The organism is Citrobacter sp. wls826, from assembly GCF_005281245.1.
GTDB lineage: Bacteria > Pseudomonadota > Gammaproteobacteria > Enterobacterales > Enterobacteriaceae > Citrobacter > Citrobacter braakii.
This window is the reverse complement of record NZ_SZWS01000053.1, coordinates 311,787-332,309: the sequence shown is the minus strand read 5'-3', so window position 1 is coordinate 332,309 and position 20,523 is coordinate 311,787. Positions and strand designations below refer to the sequence as shown.

Below are 20,523 nucleotides of genomic sequence, written 5' to 3'. Positions count from 1 at the left end.
CCTGTGGGCGGCGGTATCTGGTTACTTACTTTTTGCTGCTGTCCGCAGCTTTAGCTGCCGGTGCAGCATCTGGCTGCGCATCGGCCTTCGGTGCCGGTTTGATGTCTAACAGTTCAACATCAAAGACCAGCGTAGAGTTAGCCGGAATGCCCGGTACGCCGGTTTTGCCGTAAGCCAGATCCGGCGGGATAACCAGCTGGATTTTGCCGCCTTTCTTGATGTTTTTCAGGCCTTCGGTCCAGCCCGGGATAACACCGTCAAGACGGAAAGAGAGCGGCTCACCGCGAGTATAAGAGTTATCAAACTCTTTACCATCAATCAGCGTACCTTTGTAGTTGACTACCACGGTATCGCTATCTTTCGGTGCAGCGCCGGTACCTTCTTTCTCTACTTTATAGACCAGGCCAGTAGAAGAGGTTTTAACGCCCTTCTCTTTAGCAAATTTCTCGCGGTAAACTTTACCTTTGGCTTCATTGTCAGCCGCGTCTTTTTCCATTTTCGCCTGAGCGGAGCTCTTCACGCGTGCTTCAAACGCCTGCAGAGTTTGTTCGATTTCCTGGTCAGACAGTTTGCTCTTGTCTGCAAACGCATCCTGAACGCCAGCGATCAGCTGATCTTTATCCAGTTTGATGCCCAGTTTTTCCTGCTCTTTCAGAGAGTTTTCCATATAACGACCCAGGGACGCGCCCAGCGCGTAAGCGGCTTTTTGGTCGTCATTCTTGAATGCTGCTTTGCTGTCAGCAGTAGCGGCTGGTTTCGCAGCGTCAGCAGCGAAGGTGATCGGGGCATGCAGAGCAACAGCCATTGTGGTCGCCAGCAGCGTTACTTTAAACAGTGATTTCATCCATATCTCCAGGGCCGGGGCATCTCACCCCAAGGTTAGCTAACATAAAAATGTACTATAAAGCGTTGCAGAACAAATCAACATACGGGCACGCCCTATTATCACCACTTTTCAGACTCTTTTTGTTTAAATTAGTTTCGTGACCGAAGATTGAGTGCTGTGCAAACAGGCAAAGTTAAGTAGAATTCGCCGCAGTCCGCGATCTGCCGGAGAAAAAAGAAAGAGGTGAATCATGCAGGATACAACAATGGAAACTCGCCTGGCTGAACTGGAAAGTCGCCTGGCATTTCAGGAGATAACCATTGAAGAGCTCAACGTGACGGTGACCGCGCATGAACTGGAAATGGCAAAACTCCGCGACCATCTGCGTTTATTGACGGAGAAGCTCAAGGCAACGCAGCCGTCCCACATCGCGTCGCAGTCTGAAGAGACCCCGCCGCCACATTATTGAGACATAAAAAAAGCGGGATATTCCCGCTTTTTTTTATGCCATATACCGATTAGTGGCAACCGCAACCGCCGCCGTTACCTTTACCGCCACCGCCGCAGCAGCCTTCGCCACCGTGCTCGTGACCATGGTCGTGACCGTGACCACCGCAGCAACCGTCATGACCGTGGTCATGATCGTGGTCGTGACCGTGCGCACCGTGAACGTGGCCATGAGCCAGCTCTTCTTCGGTCGCTTCGCGGATAGCGACAACTTCTACGTTGAATTTCAGATTCTGGCCAGCCAGCATGTGGTTACCGTCAACCACAACGTGGTCGTCTTCCACTTCGGTAATTTCTACCGGTACTGGACCCTGGTCAGTTTCAGCCAGGAAACGCATGCCAACCTGCAGTTCGTCAACGCCCATGAAGACGTCTTTAGGAACGCGCTGCACCAGGTTTTCGTCGTACTGACCGTATGCGTCGTTTGCGCCAACAGCAACATCGAATTTGTCGCCAACTTCATGACCGTCCAGCGCTGTTTCCAGGCCAGAAATCAGGGAACCGTGACCATGCAGGTAGTCCAGCGGTGCACTCACCGGAGACTCATCAACCAACACACCGTCTTCTGTACGTACCTGATAGGCCAGGCTGACCACCAGGTCCTTTGCTACTTTCATGATATCTCCTGAGCATGGAAAGAATAGTGGCGCAGATTGTAGCGGAATTCTGCACCCGTGTACCCTCTAGCTTAAAAAAAGCTGCGCCATATCGCTAGTCCGGATGAAAAATCCCGATCACTTGCTCTTCTTTGCGAACGTGCTCGCGCGCCTCTTTATCGGCTTCCCGCATCTGATGACCGCACTTAACACACTCAACAATATCGATATTATTTTCGCGCCACATCGCCAGCGTATCCTGCGCCTGGCAGGACGGACATTTTGCGCCTGCGATAAAACGTTTACGAATTGCCATGGTTACCTCTACTCAAATTCATCCCAGCCATCCAGTTGACGTCGCTCTTGCTGCATCTCTCGTTGGAAAATCTCCTCAAGCTCGCGCCGGGCTTCCCTGGCTCGGGAGATTTGTACCGTATCCGTGTGCATGGGGATCAGTTCCCGCAACATGCGCATATCCAGCCGCCGAAAATGCAGCTGAGCGCGCTGAGCCTGGTGCGGATGCATGCCTAACGTAACCAGCGTTTTTCGCCCTAACTCCAGCGCACTGGAAAACGTTTCGCGGGAAAACTGCGTCACACCAGCCTGTAATAACTCATGCGCCTCTACACGTCCGCGCGCACGCGCAAGAATATGCAAATGCGGAAAATACTGTTGGCACAGCTCCACCAGCTTCATAGTGTCTTCAGGTTCATTACAGGTAATAACAATAGACTGTGCGGCTTCTGCACCCGCTGAACGCAACAGATCCACCTGCGTGGCATCACCGTAATAGACCTTATAGCCATATTTGCGCATTAGATTCACTGCGCTGATATCTCTTTCCAGGACGGTAATACGCATTTTATTGGCCATCAACAGACGACCAATAACCTGACCAAAGCGCCCAAAACCCACCACAATCACCTGCGGTTTATCATCTTCCACCCAAGGTTTTTCATCTTCTTCATCCGTACCGTTAAACTGGCGAGAGAGCCATTTATCAATCAACTTCATCACCAGCGGCGTGGTCATCATCGATAGCGTGACGGTCACCAACAACAGCGCCATTTGGTCACCCTGAAACAGCCGTTGAGAAGAGGCCGTTGAAAACAGCACGAAAGCGAATTCACCGCCCTGGCTTAAAACCCCGGCAAACTGCATCCGTTCTGAGCTTCTCATGCCGTTAAGATGCGCCAGTACATACAGCACCAGCATTTTTACTACCACCAGCACTATCACGCTCGCCGCCACCCACAAAATATGGGTATAGAGCACGCCAAGGTTAAGCGACATACCTACGGAGATAAAAAACAGGCCAAGCAACAGGCCTTTAAACGGATCGATTGCCGTTTCCAGCTCATGTCGGTATTCACTTTCCGCCAGCAGAACGCCCGCGATAAAGGTCCCCAGCGCCATCGACAGACCCAGCGCATCCATAAATAAAGCAGAACCCAGCACTAACAGCAGCGTGGCGGCGGTGAACACTTCCCGCACGCCAGAATCCGCAATAAAGCGGAAAACCGGACGCAGCAAATAGCGCCCGCCAATCAGCATGCCGGCAAAGGCCAGCACCTTCATCCCCACTTTGATCCAGTCAAAATGTTCGTCAGCAGACCCCGCCAGCAGCGGAACCAGCGCCAACGCGGGGATCACCGCCAGATCCTGAAACAGCAGCACCGAAAAGCCCAGCTGTCCGGATTCACTGCGATTCATGCCTTTTTCGCGCATCAACTGTAGCGCCATAGCAGTCGATGACATCGCCAGACCAATGCCGCCAACCACTGCTGCCTGCCAGGAGAACGCTGTAAGCATCAGTAGCCCTGCCAGCACGACCGCGCTTAGCATCACCTGCGCGGCGCCGACGCCAAAAATTGAACGCCGCAATTGCCACAGTTTGGCTGGATTAAGTTCCAGCCCAATGATGAACATCAGAAAAACTACGCCCAGTTCGGAAAAGTGTAAGATTTCATCCACATCGCTGATGAACCCTAATCCCCATGGGCCGATAGCAATCCCCGCCAGCAAGTAACCCAGCACCGGACCGATACCCAGCTTTGAGGCCAGCGGAACGGCAGCCACCGCCGCGAAGAGGAACAACACGCCGGCAGTCAATAAATCAGAACCTTCCATCAGTGGCCTCCCACAGGGATCGGATTCGCCAGCCAGTCACCATACGCTTTCGCATGGCTGTCCAGCTCCTGCTTCGTTTGCCGTCTGGCCCAGTAGACAATGATAGGGCTCATCCAGTGCATGCGGCACATACCGGCCGTTAGCTCAAAAGGGCGCAGTACATCGCTCATTGGATAACGGTTTAGCGCGTCATAGCGGTAGGCGCTTTCCGGCTCGCCGGTAGTGATAACGCTCCGCCAGTACTTTCCCGCCAGTTGATTCCCCCCGGGGCCGCTGGCAAATCCTCGGCTCAGTACGCGGTCAAGCCACTCCTTTAACAACGCCGGGCAGCTATAGGTGTAGAGCGGGTGCTGAAAAACAATCACATCATGCTCGCGCAGCAGCGCCTGCTCATGCGGAATGTCGATAAAAAAGTCAGGATAGTGCGCGTACAGGTCGTGCACGGTAACATTGCTGAGCTGCATGGCCGGTTTAAGCAGTACCCGGTTCGCGACCGAGTCCTGAGATTCCGGATGGGCATACAGCAGCAAGACTTTCGCTGGCTGGAACATCATCCCCCTCCCGGTTTTGTCTTTTGTCTATTTTCGACGTTTTGGGCTACCATTGCGCCTCGGTGCGGCAAATGGCCCACACATTACATTATCATAATGATAAATTAACATAGTCTGAACATACGGCGCCTTATGATTGTTTTCTCATCGTTACAAATTCGTCGCGGCGTGCGCGTCTTGCTGGAAAATGCCACGGCCACCATTAATCCAGGGCAGAAAGTTGGCCTGGTAGGTAAAAATGGCTGCGGTAAATCTACCCTGCTGGCATTGCTGAAAAATGAACTCAGCGCCGACGCTGGAGGATTTACCTATCCGGGAAACTGGCAGCTCGCGTGGGTTAATCAGGAAACGCCTGCGTTGCCACAGCCGGCGCTGGAGTATGTGATTGACGGCGACCGCGAGTATCGTCAACTGGAAGCACAGTTGAACGATGCCAACGAACGTAACGATGGACACGCCATTGCCACCGTCCATGGCAAGCTGGATGCCATCGACGCCTGGACTGTGCGCTCACGCGCCGCCAGCCTGCTGCATGGCCTCGGCTTCTCCAACGAACAGCTTGAACGTCCCGTCAGCGATTTCTCCGGTGGCTGGCGTATGCGTCTCAACCTGGCTCAGGCGCTGATTTGCCGTTCAGACCTGCTGCTGCTCGATGAACCGACCAACCACCTCGATCTCGACGCGGTGATCTGGCTGGAAAGATGGCTGAAAAGCTATCAGGGCACGCTGATTTTGATCTCCCACGACCGCGACTTCCTCGATCCGGTGGTGGATAAAATTATTCATATCGAACAGCAAACGATGTTCGAGTACACCGGTAACTACAGTGCGTTTGAAATCCAGCGAGCGACCCGCCTCGCACAGCAACAGGCAATGTACGAAAGCCAGCAGGAGCGCGTGGCGCATCTGCAAAGCTATATCGATCGTTTCCGCGCTAAAGCCACCAAAGCAAAGCAGGCGCAGAGCCGTATCAAAATGCTGGAACGCATGGAGCTGATTGCCCCTGCGCACGTGGACAACCCGTTCCACTTCAGCTTCCGCGAGCCGGAAAGCCTGCCGAACCCGCTGTTAAAGATGGAAAAGGTCAGCGCCGGCTACGGCGACCGCGTCATTCTCGATTCGATCAAACTGAATCTGGTACCGGGGTCTCGCATCGGCCTGCTCGGACGCAACGGCGCGGGTAAATCTACGCTGATTAAGTTGCTGGCCGGCGAACTGGCCCCCATCAACGGCGAGATTGGCCTGGCAAAAGGCATCAAGCTGGGTTACTTCGCACAGCACCAGCTGGAGTTTTTGCGCGCCGATGAATCACCGATTCAGCACCTGGCGCGCATGGCGCCGCAGGAGCTGGAGCAGAAACTGCGAGACTACCTCGGCGGATTCGGCTTCCAGGGCGATAAAGTCAGCGAAGAGACTCGCCGCTTCTCCGGAGGTGAAAAAGCGCGTCTGGTGCTGGCATTGATCGTCTGGCAGCGCCCGAACCTGCTGCTGCTTGATGAACCGACCAACCACCTGGATTTGGATATGCGTCAGGCGCTGACCGAAGCGCTGATCGATTTCGAAGGCGCACTGGTTGTGGTCTCGCACGACCGTCACCTGATTCGCTCCACTACCGATGACCTCTATCTGGTGCACGACAAGAAAGTCGAGCCGTTTGATGGCGATCTTGAGGATTATCAGCAGTGGCTGAGCGATGTGCAAAAACAGGAAAACCAGAGCGACGAACCGGCAAAAGAGAGCGTTAACAGCGCCCAGGCACGTAAAGACCAGAAGCGTCGCGAAGCTGAACTACGCACCCTGACGCAACCGCTACGTAAAGAGATTACCCGTCTGGAAAAAGAGATGGAGAAACTGCACGCACAGCTGGCACAGGCGGAAGAAAAACTCGGCGATAGCGAGCTGTACGACCAAAGCCGCAAAGCCGAACTCACGGCATGCTTGCAGCAGCAGGCCAGTGCGAAATCCGGACTGGAAGAGTGCGAGATGGCCTGGCTGGAGGCTCAGGAACAGCTTGAGCAGATGCTGGCCGAGTAATCATGAGTGCCGGATAAGGCGAAGCCGCCATCCGGCACTATAGCCGATGATTGCCTGCTGACTGACTCGCGACAAAATCACATATTGGCTAACCCGCACGCGCTGTGCGCGGTATAGTTATTCTTTCCGATTATTAATTGCTCTGGTGTTATGGTTGAAATCACGTCCACAGAAATAACTCCACCTACCGACGATTCGCGAGAATTCCGCCCGATGCGCGGTATCAGTAACCGCCATCTGCAGACGATGCTGCCGCGTTTAATTCGCCGCAAGGTGAAGTTCGACGCCCACTGGCAGCGTCTGGAATTGCCCGACGGTGATTTTGTCGATCTGGCATGGAGTGAAGATCCGCAGCAGGCGAAACATAAACCGCGCCTGGTGGTTTTTCACGGTCTGGAAGGCAGTCTGAACAGCCCGTACGCACATGGCCTGATTGAAGCAGCGCAAAAGCGCGGCTGGCTGGGCGTGGTGATGCATTTTCGCGGCTGCAGCGGCGAACCCAATCGTCTGAACCGTATTTATCACTCCGGTGAAACAGAAGATGGCACCTGGTTTTTACACTGGCTGGCACGTGAGTTCGGTCGCGTGCCGACCGCGGCGGTAGGCTATTCGCTCGGTGGAAACATGCTGGCCTGTCTGCTGGCAAAAGAAGGTAATGAGATTCCAATTGATGCCGCGGTTATCGTTTCCGCGCCTTTCGTGCTGGAAGCCTGTAGTTACCATATGGACAAGGGATTCTCCCGGGTCTATCAGCGCTACCTGCTAAACCTGTTGAAAGCCAATGCCTCGCGTAAGCTAGAGGCGTATCCAGGATCGCTGCCGGTGAGTCTGGGCCAGTTGAAATCTCTGCGTCGCATTCGCGATTTTGACGATCTGATCACCGCCAAAATCCACGGTTTCGCCGATGCTATAGACTATTACCGTCAGTGTAGCGCTATGCCATTGCTCAACCAGATTGCCAAACCCACGCTGATTATCCATGCCAAAGACGATCCGTTTATGGATCATCACGTGATCCCTAAACCGGAAAATCTGCCCTCACAGGTAGAGTATCAACTGACGGAACACGGCGGCCACGTCGGATTCATTGGCGGCACGGTGCGCCGTCCTGAGATGTGGCTGGAATCCAGAATCCCGGACTGGCTGACAACGTATCTGGAGGCATCATCATGATCATTCCCTGGCACGACATCTCCCCGGACGCGCTGGACAATCTGATTGAAAGCTTTGTCTTGCGCGAAGGCACCGATTATGGTGAACATGAACGCTCGCTCGAACAAAAAGTCGCCGACGTCAAACGCCAACTACAATCTGGTGAAGCCGTGCTGGTATGGTCCGAACTGCATGAAACGGTCAACATTATGCCGAGGAAGCAGATTCGCGAGTAATCCGTAACCGACGGCCGACTATAATAAAAATTCAACCTATTCATGGAGTTGTTATGTCTGCCAAACATCCGGTGATTGCGGTAACAGGGTCCAGCGGCGCGGGGACCACCACCACCAGCCTCGCGTTTCGTAAAATTTTCGCGCAGTTAAATCTGCGCGCCGCCGAGGTGGAAGGTGACAGTTTTCATCGTTATACCCGTCCGGAAATGGACATGGCGATTCGCAAAGCGCGCGATGCCGGGCGGCATATCAGCTATTTCGGCCCCGAAGCTAATGACTTCGGTCTGCTGGAGCAAACCTTCATCGAATACGGCCAGACGGGCAAAGGTCAGTCGCGAAAATATCTGCACACCTACGATGAGGCCGTACCGTGGAATCAGGTTCCGGGTACATTTACGCCCTGGCAGCCGCTGCCTGAACCGACGGATGTCCTGTTCTATGAAGGACTGCACGGCGGCGTCGTAACCCCACAGCAAAACGTGGCCCGGCATGTCGATCTGCTGGTTGGCGTAGTGCCGATCGTGAACCTGGAATGGATTCAGAAGCTGACCCGCGATACCAGCGAGCGGGGACACTCGCGCGAAGCGGTGATGGACTCGGTGGTGCGCTCAATGGACGATTACATCAATTACATTACGCCGCAGTTTTCCCGTACGCATATTAACTTCCAGCGCGTACCGACCGTCGATACCTCCAACCCCTTTGCCGCCAAAAGTATTCCATCACTGGATGAAAGCTTTGTCGTGATTCATTTTCGGAACCTGGAAGGGATCGACTTCCCGTGGCTACTGGCCATGCTGCAGGGATCATTCATTTCCCACATCAATACGTTGGTTGTTCCGGGCGGGAAAATGGGTTTGGCGATGGAATTGATTATGCTGCCGCTGGTCCAGCGACTGATGGAAGGCAAAAAGATAGAGTAAGGTGTTATTTTGCCGGATGGCGGCTGATGCCTTATCCGGCCTACGCGTTTATATCCTGTAGGCCTGATAAGTGAAACGCCATCAGGCATGACATCACGAAGCAGCAACCACTTCATAGGAGTGGGTAATGTTCACCGCCTTTTCCAGCATCAGCGCCACAGAGCAATATTTTTCCGCAGAGAGATCGACTGCGCGCGAAACGGACGCATCTTTCAGATCGTTACCCGTTACGATGAAATGCAGGTTAATGTGGGTAAACAGGCGCGGCGCTTCATCACGACGCTCTGAGGTCAGTTTCACTTCGCAGTTGGTCACATCCTGACGACCTTTTTGCAGGATCGAAACCACATCAATTGCGCTGCAACCACCCGCAGCCATTAATACCATTTCCATCGGGCTCGGCGCTTTATCACCGGAGTTACCGTCCATCAAAATTTGGTGACCAGAGGCGGACTCACCGAGGAAGGTTAACCCCTCAACCCACTTTACACGCGCTTGCATATTTCGTAACTCCAATGTTTCAATTTTCCTGACAGATTACGCGTACATAACAATTCTCGCAACGGAAGGCGACCTGCGTCATGCTGAAGCGAGACACCAGGAGACACACGGCGAAAGCTATGCTAAAACAGTCAGGATGCTACAGTAATACATTGACGTACTGCATGTATGCAGAGGACATCACATTACAGGCTGCAGTTAATTTTTGACAGCCCCTTTCCCAGGTAGCGGGAAGCATATTTTTGCAAACCCAGAGGCAGCGTCGTTTTCTGGCTCTGGAGACAGCTTATAACAGAGGATAACCGCGCATGGTGCTTGGCAAACCGCAAACAGACCCGACTCTCGAATGGTTCTTGTCTCATTGCCATATTCATAAGTACCCATCGAAGAGCACGCTGATTCACCAGGGTGAAAAAGCGGAAACGTTGTATTACATCGTTAAAGGCTCAGTGGCAGTGCTGATCAAAGATGAAGAAGGGAAAGAAATGATCCTTTCTTATCTGAATCAGGGCGATTTTATTGGTGAATTAGGCCTCTTCGAAGAAGGTCAGGAACGTAGCGCCTGGGTACGAGCCAAAACCGCATGTGAAGTCGCTGAAATTTCATACAAAAAATTTCGCCAATTAATCCAGGTCAACCCGGATATTCTGATGCGCCTGTCTTCACAGATGGCTCGTCGCCTGCAGGTCACGTCTGAAAAAGTCGGCAACCTAGCCTTCCTCGACGTAACGGGTCGTATCGCGCAGACTCTGCTGAATCTGGCGAAACAGCCTGATGCGATGACCCACCCGGACGGCATGCAGATTAAAATCACCCGTCAGGAAATCGGCCAGATCGTTGGCTGCTCCCGTGAGACCGTTGGTCGTATTCTGAAGATGCTGGAAGATCAAAACCTGATCTCCGCACACGGTAAGACCATCGTCGTCTACGGCACCCGTTAACCCCATCGAAGTGGCGCGTTACTCAGTGATGCGCCACTTTTGTTTACACCGATGTGGCGAAGACTGATATACCATCCAGAGATCAACTACGCACTACGGCAGACGCTGGTGCTATGTTTACCTGTGGCTGTTGGTCTGATCATCGGTCAGCTTCATCTGGGACTCCTCTTCTCCCTGGTCCCTGCCTGTTGCAACATTGCCGGCCTTGATACCCCGCACAAGCGCTTTTTCAAACGTTTAGCTATTGGCGCGTCTTTGTTTGCCGGTTGCAGTCTGATCATGCAGTTGCTGCTGGCACAGGCCATACCGCTGCCGCTTATCCTCACCGGACTGACGCTGATTCTTGGCGTAACCGCCGAGCTAAGCCCTCTGCATGCCCGACTGTTACCGGCCTCACTTATCGCCGCGATTTTCACGCTAAGCCTGGTCGGGAACATGCCCGTCTGGGAACCGTTGCTGATCTATGCGCTGGGCACGTTATGGTACGGCCTGTTCAACTGGTTCTGGTTCTGGATGTGGCGCGAGCAGCCGCTCCGTGAATCGCTCAGCTTGTTGTACCGTGAATTAGCCGATTACTGTGAGGCCAAGTACAGCCTGCTGACCCAGCATGCCGATCCGGAAAAAGCGCTGCCTCCCCTGCTGGTTCGCCAGCAGAAAGCGGTGGATCTGATTACCCAGTGCTACCAGCAAATGCATATGCTGTCGGCGCATCGCAACAACGATTACAAGCGCCTGCTGCGTGCCTTTCAGGAGGCACTGGACTTGCAGGAGCATATTTCCGTCAGCCTCCACCAGCCGGAAGAGGTGCAAAAGCTGGTCGAACGTAGCCACGCCGAACAGGTGATTCGCTGGAATGCGCGCACCGTCGCCGAACGCCTTCGGGTACTGGCCGATGATATTTTGTATCACCGCTTGCCGACCCGTTTCTCGATGGACAAGCAGATTGGCACGCTGGAGAAAATCGCCAACCAGCACCCGGACAATCCGGTGGGACAATTTTGCTACTGGCACTTCAGCCGTATTGCCCGCGTGCTACGCACCCAGCGACCGCTGTACGCCCGAGATTTAATGGCGGACAAGCAGCGTCGGTTGCCGCTGATCCCGGCCCTGAAAAACTATCTGTCGTTGAAATCGCCGGCGCTGCGTAATGCCGGACGCATCAGTGTCATGCTAAGTATCGCCAGCCTGATGGGCAGCGCTTTACACCTGCCAAAGCCTTACTGGATTTTGATGACTATCCTGTTCGTCACGCAAAATGGCTACGGAGCAACCCGGGTACGTATTTTACACCGTTCAGCAGGAACGCTCGTTGGACTGGTCATTGCCGGGGTCACCCTGCACTTTCATATTCAGGAAGGTTACACGCTGGCAGGCATGCTGCTGATTACCCTGGGTAGCTATCTGATCATGCGCAAAAACTACGGCTGGGCTACCGTCGGCTTTACGGTCACGGCGGTATACACCCTGCAACTGCTGACGCTGAACGGAGAACAGTTTATCGTGCCGCGGTTTGTCGATACGGTTATTGGCTGCTTAATCGCCTTTGGCGGTACACTCTGGCTGTGGCCGCAGTGGCAGAGCGGCCTGCTGCGTAAGAACGCCCATGATGCGTTAGAAGCCGATCAGGAGGCCATTCGCCTGATCCTCAGCAACGATCCGCAGGCCACGCCGCTGGCGTATCAACGCATGCGGGTCAATCAGGCGCATAACACGTTGTTCAACTCACTGAACCAGGCGATGCAGGAGCCAGGATTCAACTCGCACTACCTGGCGGACATGAAACTGTGGGTCACGCACAGCCAGTTCATCGTCGAGCACATCAACGCGATGACCACACTGGCAAGGGAACACACAATGCTGACGCCGGATTTAGCGCAGCGGTATCTGGAATCCTGTGAAATTGCGCTCCAGCGCTGTCAGCAGCGGCTGGAATATGACGGACCGGGAAGCTCAGGCGATGTGAATATTCTCGAAGCGCCAGAGATGCTGTCCCACGGTCCGTTAAGCACCCTTGAGCAGCATCTGCAACGGATACTGGGGCATCTGAACACCATGCACACCATTTCGTCGGTAGCATGGCGTCAGCGACCGCACCACGGAATCTGGCTGAGCCGCCGTCTGCGGGACATGAAAGGTTAAGATCGACTGCCGGATGCGCTGTGCTTATCCGGCAACAGGTAATCAGGCAACGACTTTCGCTACCGCTTGTGCGAAACGCTGCATCCCTTCATCGATATCCGCCTGCTCAACTACCAGCGACGGCGCGAAACGCATCACGTCCGGTCCGGCGTTGAGTACCATCACCCCTTCGTGCGCGGCGGCATACAGGAAATCGCGCGCCCGGCCTTTAAACTGCGGCTTCAGCTCGGCGCCAATCAGCAGCCCCATCCCGCGAATATCGCTGAAAATGTCGAACTGTTGATCAATTTTCTGCAAATGTTGGACAAACGCCTGACGTTTAGCCTGAATACCTTCCAACACTTCCGGCGTGTTGATGATATCAAACGCTGCCCCCGCAACTGCGCAGGCCAGCGGATTACCACCGTAAGTGGAACCGTGCGAACCCACATGAAATGCGGAGGCAATCTCTTGGGTGGTCAGCACCGCGCTCACCGGGAAGCCGCCGCCGAGGGCCTTCGCGCTGGTGAGGATATCCGGCGTCACGCCATAGTGCATATAGGCAAACAGATCGCCGGTACGGCCCATCCCGCTCTGCACTTCATCCAATACCAATAGCGCCTGGTGTTGGTCGCAAAGTTCACGCAAACCTTGCAGGAACTCCGGCGTTGCCGCAGTGACGCCACCTTCCCCCTGAATAGGCTCAACCACTACCGCACAGGTGTGATCGTCCATCACCGCTTTGACCGCATGCAGATCGTTAAACGGTACATGGATGATATCCGCTGGTTTTGGTCCAAAACCGTCAGAATATTTCGGCTGCCCGCCGACGGACACGGTAAACAGCGAACGGCCGTGAAACGCATTATGGAAGGCAATGATTTTGGTTTTGAACGGGCTATGGCGCACGCAGGCATAGTGGCGCGCCAGCTTAAAGGCGGTTTCGTTAGCTTCGGTACCCGAGTTCATGAACAGCACGCGCTCGGCGAAGGTCGCATCAATGATTTTACGGCCCAGGCGCAACGCCGGTTCGTTGGTGAAAACGTTGCTGGTATGCCACAGGGTTTCACCCTGGGTTTTTAACGCCTCCACCAGGGCCGGATGGCAATGCCCTAGTGCAGTAACTGCAATGCCGCCCGCGAAATCAACATACTCTTTGCCCTGTTGATCCCAGACTCGACTCCCTTTTCCTTTTACCGGGATAAACTCAGCCGGTGCATAAATCGGCAGAATCACTTCATCGAATGTCGCGCGCGTAATTGCAGTTTGTTCAGTTGCCATGTCATTGCCACCCTGTTAAGCAGAAATGTTAGTGAAATTATAATCACAAAATATGAATAAAAAATCACTGAATAGCAACCACAAATCACCTGTTGAGGAAATTAGCCAGCAGTTGATGCCCCTGTTCGCTGAGAATACTCTCCGGGTGAAACTGCACACCTTCCATATCCCACTCGCGGTGACGAATGCCCATAATCTCCTGCGTTTCACTCCAGGCCGTCACCTCAAAGCAGTCAGGAAGCGTCGCGGGGGCAACCACCAGAGAGTGGTAGCGCGTCACCGTTAATGGGTTGGCGAGCCCCTGAAAAACACCCTGCCCGTTATGCGTAATTGGCGAGGTTTTACCGTGCATCACTTTAGCTGCCCGAACCACTGTCGCGCCAAAGGCCTGCGCCATAGCCTGATGTCCCAGACAAACACCCAGCAGGGGCGTCTTGCCCGCGAAATGACGAATAACATCCAATGAGATCCCAGCGTCATCCGGCGTGCAGGGGCCTGGGGATATTACGATTTTTTGCGGGCTTAGCGCGTCGATTTGCGCCAGCGTCAGTTCGTCGTTGCGCCTGACAAGGACATCAGCGCCCAGTTCGCAGAAGTATTGGTACAGGTTCCAGGTAAAAGAATCATAGTTATCGATAAGCAGGATCATGGCGGCTCCGGTACATAAGAACCGCGCTATTCTACTCAGTTTCCGGGGCTTCGCTTACCACTTTACGAAATATCGCCCTAAGCGCAGACAGGTCCCCCATCGCCCCACTCTGATTAGCCAGGTTCCACTCCTCAACCGGAATGTCATCCCAGCTCAATATATACCCGGCATGAATCGCTAACTGTTCGAAAAAAATTCGCTGTGCCAGACCGCTGCCAATACGAAACGGATGCAGCACGTTGATTTCGCAATAATAGTGCGCAAGACGATCCACAAACTTATCTTCCGGTAACCCCACCAACCAGGACTCGTCTTCCAGGTCCTGCATCAGCGCATTGCCCTCTTTCTCGATATAAGCGAAATGACAAAAGCGGGTATCGCCCTGGTAAATATCCACTTCTCGCAGATGTCCCGCCCAGTCAAAAATATCCCGATACAGTTGGCGATGAATGGCGCACAGATGCGGCAAGCCCCGTTTAAGCGGGCCTAATTCGATAGTGGCCGCACGCAGCGCCGTCAGTTCATACGCCGCCTGCGCCAGGCGCTGTGCCTGATGAATCCCCAGACGGTTACGCATGACATTCAGGCCCGGATACAAATAGGGATCGCGTCCATCACCGAATTTATCGCTCATAGTGCCCCCTCAACTCTTCAAGACGCGCCAGGGCGTCTTCCGTGCTCAAAGTCACCCGTGGAATATCCACGCCTTCCAGCCGCCGACTGGCCTGGAAATTGGCATTTCGCCGTTGTTCCCAGAGTCTGGACTTTTGTTTATCGGTGAGTTTTTTCACGTGACCTCCCTGAATGAGCCGACACTTGCCACAAGTATAAGCGGCAATTTCAGGTTACGCAGAGAAGGGAAAGAACGCGGACAGGAACTGCCCGCGTAAAAGACGTTTACGGCAGGACTTTGGCAGACAGGATAACAATCGGTTTTGACGGGACATTCTGGTAAGGACCAACATCATGGGTCTGCACCTGAGAGATCTTATCCGCGACATCCATACCTTTCACAACTTTACCGAAGACCGCGTACCCAAAGTCGCGCTGGCCGTGATCGAGGAACGCATTGTCTGCAATATTGATAAAGAACTGGCTGGTCGCGCTGTCTTTATCTGCTGTACGCGCCATGGCAATCGTGCCGCGGGTATTACGCAGTCCGTTATCAGCTTCATTCTTGATTGGCGGGTTAGGTTTCTTCTGCTGCATCTGCTCGGTAAAACCGCCGCCCTGCACCATGAAGCCAGGGATCACGCGGTGGAACGTGGTGTTGTTATAGAAACCGCTGTTGACATAATCGACAAAGTTTTTCACTGAAACTGGGGCTTTCTGACTGTTCAGCTCCAGCTCAATGTTACCGGCAGAGGTTGTCAGCAGGACATGCGGGTCACCTTTTGCTGCCAGTGCTGCGGGAGAAAGAGCAGAAAGAGCGAGAACAGCTGCAACAGCCGCCAGAGTCGATTTGAGCATGAGAATTCCTTAACAAGAGCAGAAATGAAGCAAGTGAATTGATTCTAAAGAGCCTTCAAGAACAAGGCCATCCCTTTACTTAATTTTACGTACTTGAAACAAATGTAACCTTATAGCCTCAAGATTCAATGCGATCTAGATCACATAAAAAAATGTAACGTAGCAAGTAATTACCAATAAACATTTAAATGCATCACTAAAGCGCCTAAAATCTGCCCGCTCACGGCGCAGTCAATGCGCCTAACACTTCTATACAGGCCAGTCATGACTAACAGCAATCGCATCAAGCTCACATGGATTAGCTTTCTCTCCTACGCCCTGACAGGCGCGTTGGTAATTGTCACCGGGATGGTGATGGGAAACATCGCAGATTACTTCCATTTGCCCGTTTCCAGTATGAGTAACACCTTCACCTTTCTGAATGCCGGCATTCTGATCTCTATTTTTCTGAATGCATGGCTGATGGAAATTGTGCCACTGAAAACCCAGTTGCGCTTTGGCTTTATCCTGATGGTTCTGGCGGTCGCCGGACTGATGCTCAGCCATAGCCTGGCCTTGTTCTCAGCCGCCATGTTTGTACTGGGTCTGGTGAGCGGTATCACCATGTCGATTGGTACGTTCCTGGTGACTCAGATGTACGAAGGTCGCCAGCGCGGTTCCCGCCTGCTGTTTACTGACTCCTTCTTCAGCATGGCCGGCATGATTTTTCCGATGGTGGCAGCATTCCTGTTAGCGCGCAGCATCGAATGGTATTGGGTTTATGCCTGCATCGGCCTGGTATACGTCGCCATTTTCCTGCTGACCTTCGGCTGCGAATTCCCGGCGCTGGGTAAACACGCGCAGCAACCGGACGCGCCAGTGGTAAAAGAAAAATGGGGCATTGGCGTGCTGTTCCTGGCGATCGCCGCGCTGTGCTACATCCTCGGTCAGTTGGGCTTTATCTCCTGGGTGCCGGAATACGCCAAAAGTCTGGGCATGAGCCTGAACGACGCAGGTAAACTGGTCAGCGACTTCTGGATGTCTTACATGGTTGGCATGTGGGCATTTAGCTTTATCCTGCGTTTCTTCGATTTGCAGCGCATCCTGACCGTACTGGCGGGTGTGGCCACCGTCCTGATGTATCTGTTTATCACCGGTACGCCGGAGCATATGCCGTGGTTCATTCTGACGTTGGGCTTCTTCTCCAGCGCGATTTATACCACCATCATTACCCTCGGCTCCCAGCAGACGAAGGTCGCATCACCTAAACTGGTTAACTTCGTTCTGACCTGTGGCACCATCGGTACTATGCTCACCTTCGTGGTCACTGGCCCTATCGTGGCGCACAGCGGTCCGCTGGCGGCATTGCAGACGGCTAACGGCTTGTATGCGGTCGTATTCGTGATGTGCTTTATTCTTGGGTTCGTCACGCGTCATCGCCAGCATAACGCGCCCGCAACGCATTAATCTGAGTGCCGGATGGCGATGCTAACGCATCTTATCCGGCCTACAAGACAAGCTGTTCGTAGGCCGGATAAGGCGCAGACGCCCTCCGGCCTATTCCCGCGCCCTCTTCTTTCTCTGGTGCTGTAGGCCAATTCTTACAAAAACCCCTTAATTTGTACGCTATTTATACAAACACGAAAAGCCTGTTAATTCCGTAACTTATAAAAATGCAGTTAAATCAGCTATATACCTCTTAAGGAGTATATAAAGGCGAATTTGATTTGCATCAATAAGCGGGGTTGCTGAATCGTTAAGGTAGGCAGTAATAGAAAAGAAATCGAGGCAAAAATGAGCAAAGTCAGACTCGCTATTATCGGTAATGGTATGGTCGGCCATCGCTTTATTGAGGATCTTCTTGATAAATCCGACGCTGCCAATTTTGATATTACCGTCTTCTGTGAAGAACCCCGCAAAGCGTACGACCGTGTCCACCTGTCGTCCTACTTCTCCCACCACACCGCCGAAGAACTTTCTCTGGTGCGTGAAGGATTCTACGAGAAGCATGGCGTTAAGGTGTTAGTGGGCGAGCGCGCAATCACCATCAACCGCCAGGAGAAGGTGATCCACTCCAGCGCGGGTCGTACGGTCTATTACGATAAGCTGATCATGGCGACAGGCTCTTATCCGTGGATCCCACCGATTAAAGGTTCGGAAACCCAAGACTGCTTCGTTTACCGCACCATCGAAGACCTCAACGCCATTGAGTCTTGCGCGCGCCGTAGCAAACGTGGTGCCGTCGTCGGCGGTGGCCTGCTGGGCCTGGAAGCCGCCGGGGCGCTGAAAAGCCTCGGCGTTGAAACCCACGTGATTGAATTTGCCCCGATGCTGATGGCCGAACAGTTGGATCACATGGGTGGCGAGCAGTTACGTCGCAAAATTGAAAGCATGGGCGTGCGTGTCCACACCAGCAAAAACACTAAAGAGATCGTCCAGGAAGGCACCGAAGCGCGCAAAACCATGCGTTTTGCCGACGGTAGCGAACTGGAAGTCGATTTCATCGTCTTTTCTACCGGTATTCGCCCACGCGACAAACTGGCCACCCAATGCGGCCTGGACGTTGCGCCGCGCGGTGGTATTGTGATTAACGATACTTGCCAGACTTCTGATCCGGACATCTATGCCATCGGCGAATGCGCCAGCTGGAACAACCGCGTGTATGGTCTGGTCGCTCCAGGCTACAAAATGGCGCAGGTTGCCGTTGACCATATTATCGAAACCGAAAACGCCTTTGAAGGTGCGGATCTGAGCGCCAAGCTGAAGCTGCTCGGTGTTGACGTCGGCGGGATTGGCGACGCGCATGCGCGCACGCCGGGCGCCCGTAGCTACGTCTATCTCGACGAAAGCAAAGAAGTCTACAAACGCCTCATCGTTAGCGAAGATAACAAAACCCTGCTCGGGGCGGTTTTAGTCGGTGACACCAGCGATTACGGCAACCTGCTGCAGCTGGTGCTGAACGCCATCGAACTGCCGGAAAACCCAGACTCACTGATTCTGCCAGCTCACGCGGGCAGCGGTAAGCCGTCTATCGGTGTCGATAAACTGCCGGACAGCGCGCAGATTTGCTCCTGCTTCGACGTCACCAAAGGCATGCTGATCGCCGCTATCAACAAAGGCTGCCACACCGTTGCGGCGCTGAAAGCTGAAACCAAAGCTGGTACCGGCTGCGGCGGGTGTATCCCGTTGGTAACGCAGGTCCTGAACGCTGAACTGGCGAAACAGGGGATCGAAGTTAACAACAACCTGTGTGAACACTTCCCGTACTCGCGTCAGGAACTGTTCCATCTGATCCGTGTAGAAGGAATTAAAACCTTCGAAGAGCTGCTGGCAAAACACGGGAAAGGCTACGGCTGTGAAGTGTGTAAACCAACCGTAGGTTCCCTGCTGGCCTCCTGCTGGAATGAGTACATCCTCAAACCACAGCACACGCCGCTGCAGGACACTAACGACAACTTCCTGGCGAACATCCAGAAAGACGGTACCTACTCCGTGATCCCGCGCTCCGCGGGCGGAGAAATTACTCCTGAAGGCCTCGTGGCCGTGGGCCGTATCGCGCGTGAATTTAACCTGTATACCAAAATCACCGGTTCTCAGCGTATCGGCCTGTTCGGCGCGCAAAAAGATGACCTGCCGGAAATCTGGCGTCAGCTGATTGAAGCGGGCTTTGAAACCGGTCACGCATACGCCAAAGCCCTGCGTATGGCGAAAACCTGCGTAGGCAGTACCTGGTGCCGTTATGGCGTCGGCGATAGCGTCGGATTCGGCGTGGAGCTGGAAAACCGCTACAAGGGCATTCGTACCCCGCACAAAATGAAATTCGGCGTCTCCGGCTGTACCCGTGAATGTGCGGAAGCTCAGGGCAAAGACGTGGGTATCATCGCCACTGAGAAAGGCTGGAACTTGTACGTTTGCGGTAACGGCGGGATGAAACCTCGTCATGCAGACCTGCTGGCAGCGGATATCGACCGCGAAACGCTGCTCAAATACCTTGATCGTTTCATGATGTTCTACATCCGTACCGCCGACAAACTGACCCGAACCGCACCATGGTTAGACAACCTGGAAGGCGGTATCGAATATCTGAAATCGGTCATCATCGACGACAAACTGGGGCTGAACCAGCACCTGGAAGAAGAGATGGCCCGTCTGCGTGAAGCGGTGGTCTGCGAGTGGACAGAGACAGTTAACACCCCATCCGCACAGGTTCGCTTCAAACACTTTATCAACAGCGATCAACGCGATCCGAATGTCCAGGTTGTGCCTGAACGTGAACAACATCGTCCGGCCACGCCCTATGAGCGTATCCCGGTGACTCTGGTGGAGGAAAACGCATGAGCCAGTGGAAAAACATCTGCAAAATCGATGACATTCTGCCTGCAACAGGCGTCTGCGCCCTGTTAGGTAGCGAGCAAGTTGCGATTTTCCGCCCGTATCACAGCGACCAGGTGTTTGCGATCAGCAACATCGACCCATTCTTCGAGTCCAGCGTGCTTTCTCGTGGGCTGATTGCTGAACATCAGGGCGAATTGTGGGTCGCCAGCCCGCTGAAAAAACAGCGCTTTCGCTTAAGCGACGGTCTGTGCATGGAAGACGAACAGTTCTCCGTGAAACATTACGAAGCCCGAG

Annotated in this window: 20 protein-coding genes and 1 pseudogene; 10 read left to right on the top strand and 11 right to left on the bottom strand. The window is 53.7% G+C overall.

What is annotated here, in order from left to right; all coding sequences use genetic code 11:
• Window positions 1-25: 25 nt before the first annotated feature.
• Entirely contained in the window at window positions 26-844 is an 819-nt protein-coding gene (gene fkpA, locus FDW87_RS14005) for an FKBP-type peptidyl-prolyl cis-trans isomerase (RefSeq protein WP_016154767.1), read from the bottom strand.
• Window positions 845-1,076: 232 nt separating this feature from the next.
• Between fkpA and FDW87_RS14000 the strand changes: the two genes are divergently transcribed.
• The gene (locus FDW87_RS14000; RefSeq protein WP_003023639.1) at window positions 1,077-1,295 is read left to right on the top strand and encodes a protein SlyX; all 219 of its coding nucleotides are present in this window, start codon (window positions 1,077-1,079) and stop codon (window positions 1,293-1,295) included.
• A gap of 49 nt (window positions 1,296-1,344) precedes the next feature.
• Here FDW87_RS14000 and slyD read toward each other — a convergent pair whose 3' ends face one another.
• The 4 genes from slyD to kefG form a co-directional block, all read right to left on the bottom strand.
• Window positions 1,345-1,950 carry a peptidylprolyl isomerase gene (gene slyD / locus FDW87_RS13995; RefSeq protein ID WP_003023634.1) on the bottom strand — a complete coding sequence of 202 codons (606 nt, stop codon included), beginning with the start codon at window positions 1,948-1,950 and terminating at the stop codon, window positions 1,345-1,347.
• Between the two features lie 94 nt (window positions 1,951-2,044).
• Complete coding sequence (locus tag FDW87_RS13990) at window positions 2,045-2,245, bottom strand: YheV family putative zinc ribbon protein (protein ID WP_016154768.1); 201 nt, start codon at window positions 2,243-2,245, stop codon at window positions 2,045-2,047.
• 8 nt (window positions 2,246-2,253) lie between these two features.
• Window positions 2,254-4,059, bottom strand: a complete 1,806-nt coding sequence (kefB, locus tag FDW87_RS13985) for a glutathione-regulated potassium-efflux system protein KefB (protein ID WP_101700382.1) — start codon at window positions 4,057-4,059, stop codon at window positions 2,254-2,256.
• Entirely contained in the window at window positions 4,059-4,610 is a 552-nt protein-coding gene (gene kefG / locus FDW87_RS13980) for a glutathione-regulated potassium-efflux system ancillary protein KefG (RefSeq protein ID WP_137379857.1), read from the bottom strand. The genes kefB and kefG overlap by 1 nt, the downstream gene beginning before the upstream one ends.
• Window positions 4,611-4,742: 132 nt before the next feature.
• On the opposite strand from kefG, the gene FDW87_RS13975 reads away from it, so the two are divergent.
• The 4 genes and pseudogenes from FDW87_RS13975 (at window position 4,743) to FDW87_RS13960 (ending at window position 8,955) form a co-directional block, all read left to right on the top strand.
• On the top strand, window positions 4,743-6,644 hold the full coding sequence (locus tag FDW87_RS13975; RefSeq protein ID WP_049271910.1) for an ABC transporter ATP-binding protein: 1,902 nt from the start codon (window positions 4,743-4,745) through the stop codon (window positions 6,642-6,644).
• A 104-nt stretch (window positions 6,645-6,748) separates the two neighbouring features.
• Window positions 6,749-7,817 (top strand): annotated as a pseudogene (locus FDW87_RS13970) (hydrolase).
• Window positions 7,814-8,032, top strand: coding sequence for a YheU family protein (locus FDW87_RS13965; RefSeq protein ID WP_049271906.1), 219 nt, complete (start codon window positions 7,814-7,816; stop codon window positions 8,030-8,032). The pseudogene FDW87_RS13970 and the gene FDW87_RS13965 overlap by 4 nt, the downstream one beginning before the upstream one ends.
• Window positions 8,033-8,085: 53 nt before the next feature.
• Complete coding sequence (locus FDW87_RS13960) at window positions 8,086-8,955, top strand: phosphoribulokinase (protein ID WP_003827751.1); 870 nt, start codon at window positions 8,086-8,088, stop codon at window positions 8,953-8,955.
• 93 nt (window positions 8,956-9,048) lie between these two features.
• Here the strand turns inward: FDW87_RS13960 and FDW87_RS13955 are convergent, their stop codons facing one another.
• Window positions 9,049-9,456: an OsmC family protein gene (locus FDW87_RS13955; RefSeq protein WP_016154773.1), complete on the bottom strand. Its 408-nt coding sequence runs from the start codon at window positions 9,454-9,456 to the stop codon at window positions 9,049-9,051.
• 308 nt (window positions 9,457-9,764) lie between these two features.
• Between FDW87_RS13955 and crp the strand changes: the two genes are divergently transcribed.
• Both crp and FDW87_RS13945 read left to right on the top strand, forming a co-directional pair.
• Window positions 9,765-10,397 carry a cAMP-activated global transcriptional regulator CRP gene (gene crp / locus FDW87_RS13950; RefSeq protein WP_000242758.1) on the top strand — a complete coding sequence of 211 codons (633 nt, stop codon included), beginning with the start codon at window positions 9,765-9,767 and terminating at the stop codon, window positions 10,395-10,397.
• Between the two features lie 51 nt (window positions 10,398-10,448).
• On the top strand, window positions 10,449-12,536 hold the full coding sequence (locus FDW87_RS13945) for a YccS/YhfK family putative transporter (RefSeq protein WP_016154774.1): 2,088 nt from the start codon (window positions 10,449-10,451) through the stop codon (window positions 12,534-12,536).
• 42 nt (window positions 12,537-12,578) lie between these two features.
• Here the strand turns inward: FDW87_RS13945 and argD are convergent, their stop codons facing one another.
• From argD to ppiA, 5 genes are all read right to left on the bottom strand, one after another.
• Window positions 12,579-13,796 (bottom strand): bifunctional acetylornithine/succinyldiaminopimelate transaminase, encoded by a 1,218-nt coding sequence (argD, locus tag FDW87_RS13940; RefSeq protein WP_047415978.1) that lies wholly within the window; start codon window positions 13,794-13,796, stop codon window positions 12,579-12,581.
• 85 nt (window positions 13,797-13,881) lie between these two features.
• Window positions 13,882-14,445, bottom strand: a complete 564-nt coding sequence (gene pabA / locus FDW87_RS13935; RefSeq protein ID WP_016154776.1) for an aminodeoxychorismate synthase component 2 — start codon at window positions 14,443-14,445, stop codon at window positions 13,882-13,884.
• A 31-nt stretch (window positions 14,446-14,476) separates the two neighbouring features.
• Window positions 14,477-15,079 carry a putative adenosine monophosphate-protein transferase Fic gene (locus FDW87_RS13930; RefSeq protein WP_104652066.1) on the bottom strand — a complete coding sequence of 201 codons (603 nt, stop codon included), beginning with the start codon at window positions 15,077-15,079 and terminating at the stop codon, window positions 14,477-14,479.
• A complete protein-coding gene (locus FDW87_RS13925; protein WP_016157626.1) occupies window positions 15,069-15,236 on the bottom strand; it encodes a YhfG family protein in 168 nt (55 codons plus the stop codon). Before FDW87_RS13925 ends, FDW87_RS13930 begins: the two co-directional genes overlap by 11 nt.
• 106 nt (window positions 15,237-15,342) lie before the next feature.
• A complete protein-coding gene (ppiA, locus tag FDW87_RS13920) occupies window positions 15,343-15,915 on the bottom strand; it encodes a peptidylprolyl isomerase A (RefSeq protein WP_019078158.1) in 573 nt (190 codons plus the stop codon).
• A gap of 264 nt (window positions 15,916-16,179) precedes the next feature.
• Here ppiA and tsgA point away from each other — a divergent pair, with 264 nt between their 5' ends.
• From tsgA to nirD, 3 genes are all read left to right on the top strand, one after another.
• Complete coding sequence (tsgA, locus tag FDW87_RS13915; protein WP_016154778.1) at window positions 16,180-17,361, top strand: MFS transporter TsgA; 1,182 nt, start codon at window positions 16,180-16,182, stop codon at window positions 17,359-17,361.
• A 327-nt stretch (window positions 17,362-17,688) separates the two neighbouring features.
• Window positions 17,689-20,232: an NADPH-nitrite reductase large subunit gene (gene nirB, locus FDW87_RS13910; protein ID WP_137379842.1), complete on the top strand. Its 2,544-nt coding sequence runs from the start codon at window positions 17,689-17,691 to the stop codon at window positions 20,230-20,232.
• A partial coding sequence (gene nirD, locus FDW87_RS13905; protein WP_137379856.1) for a nitrite reductase small subunit NirD occupies window positions 20,229-20,523 on the top strand: 295 nt, incomplete at its 3' end. The genes nirB and nirD, both read left to right, overlap by 4 nt.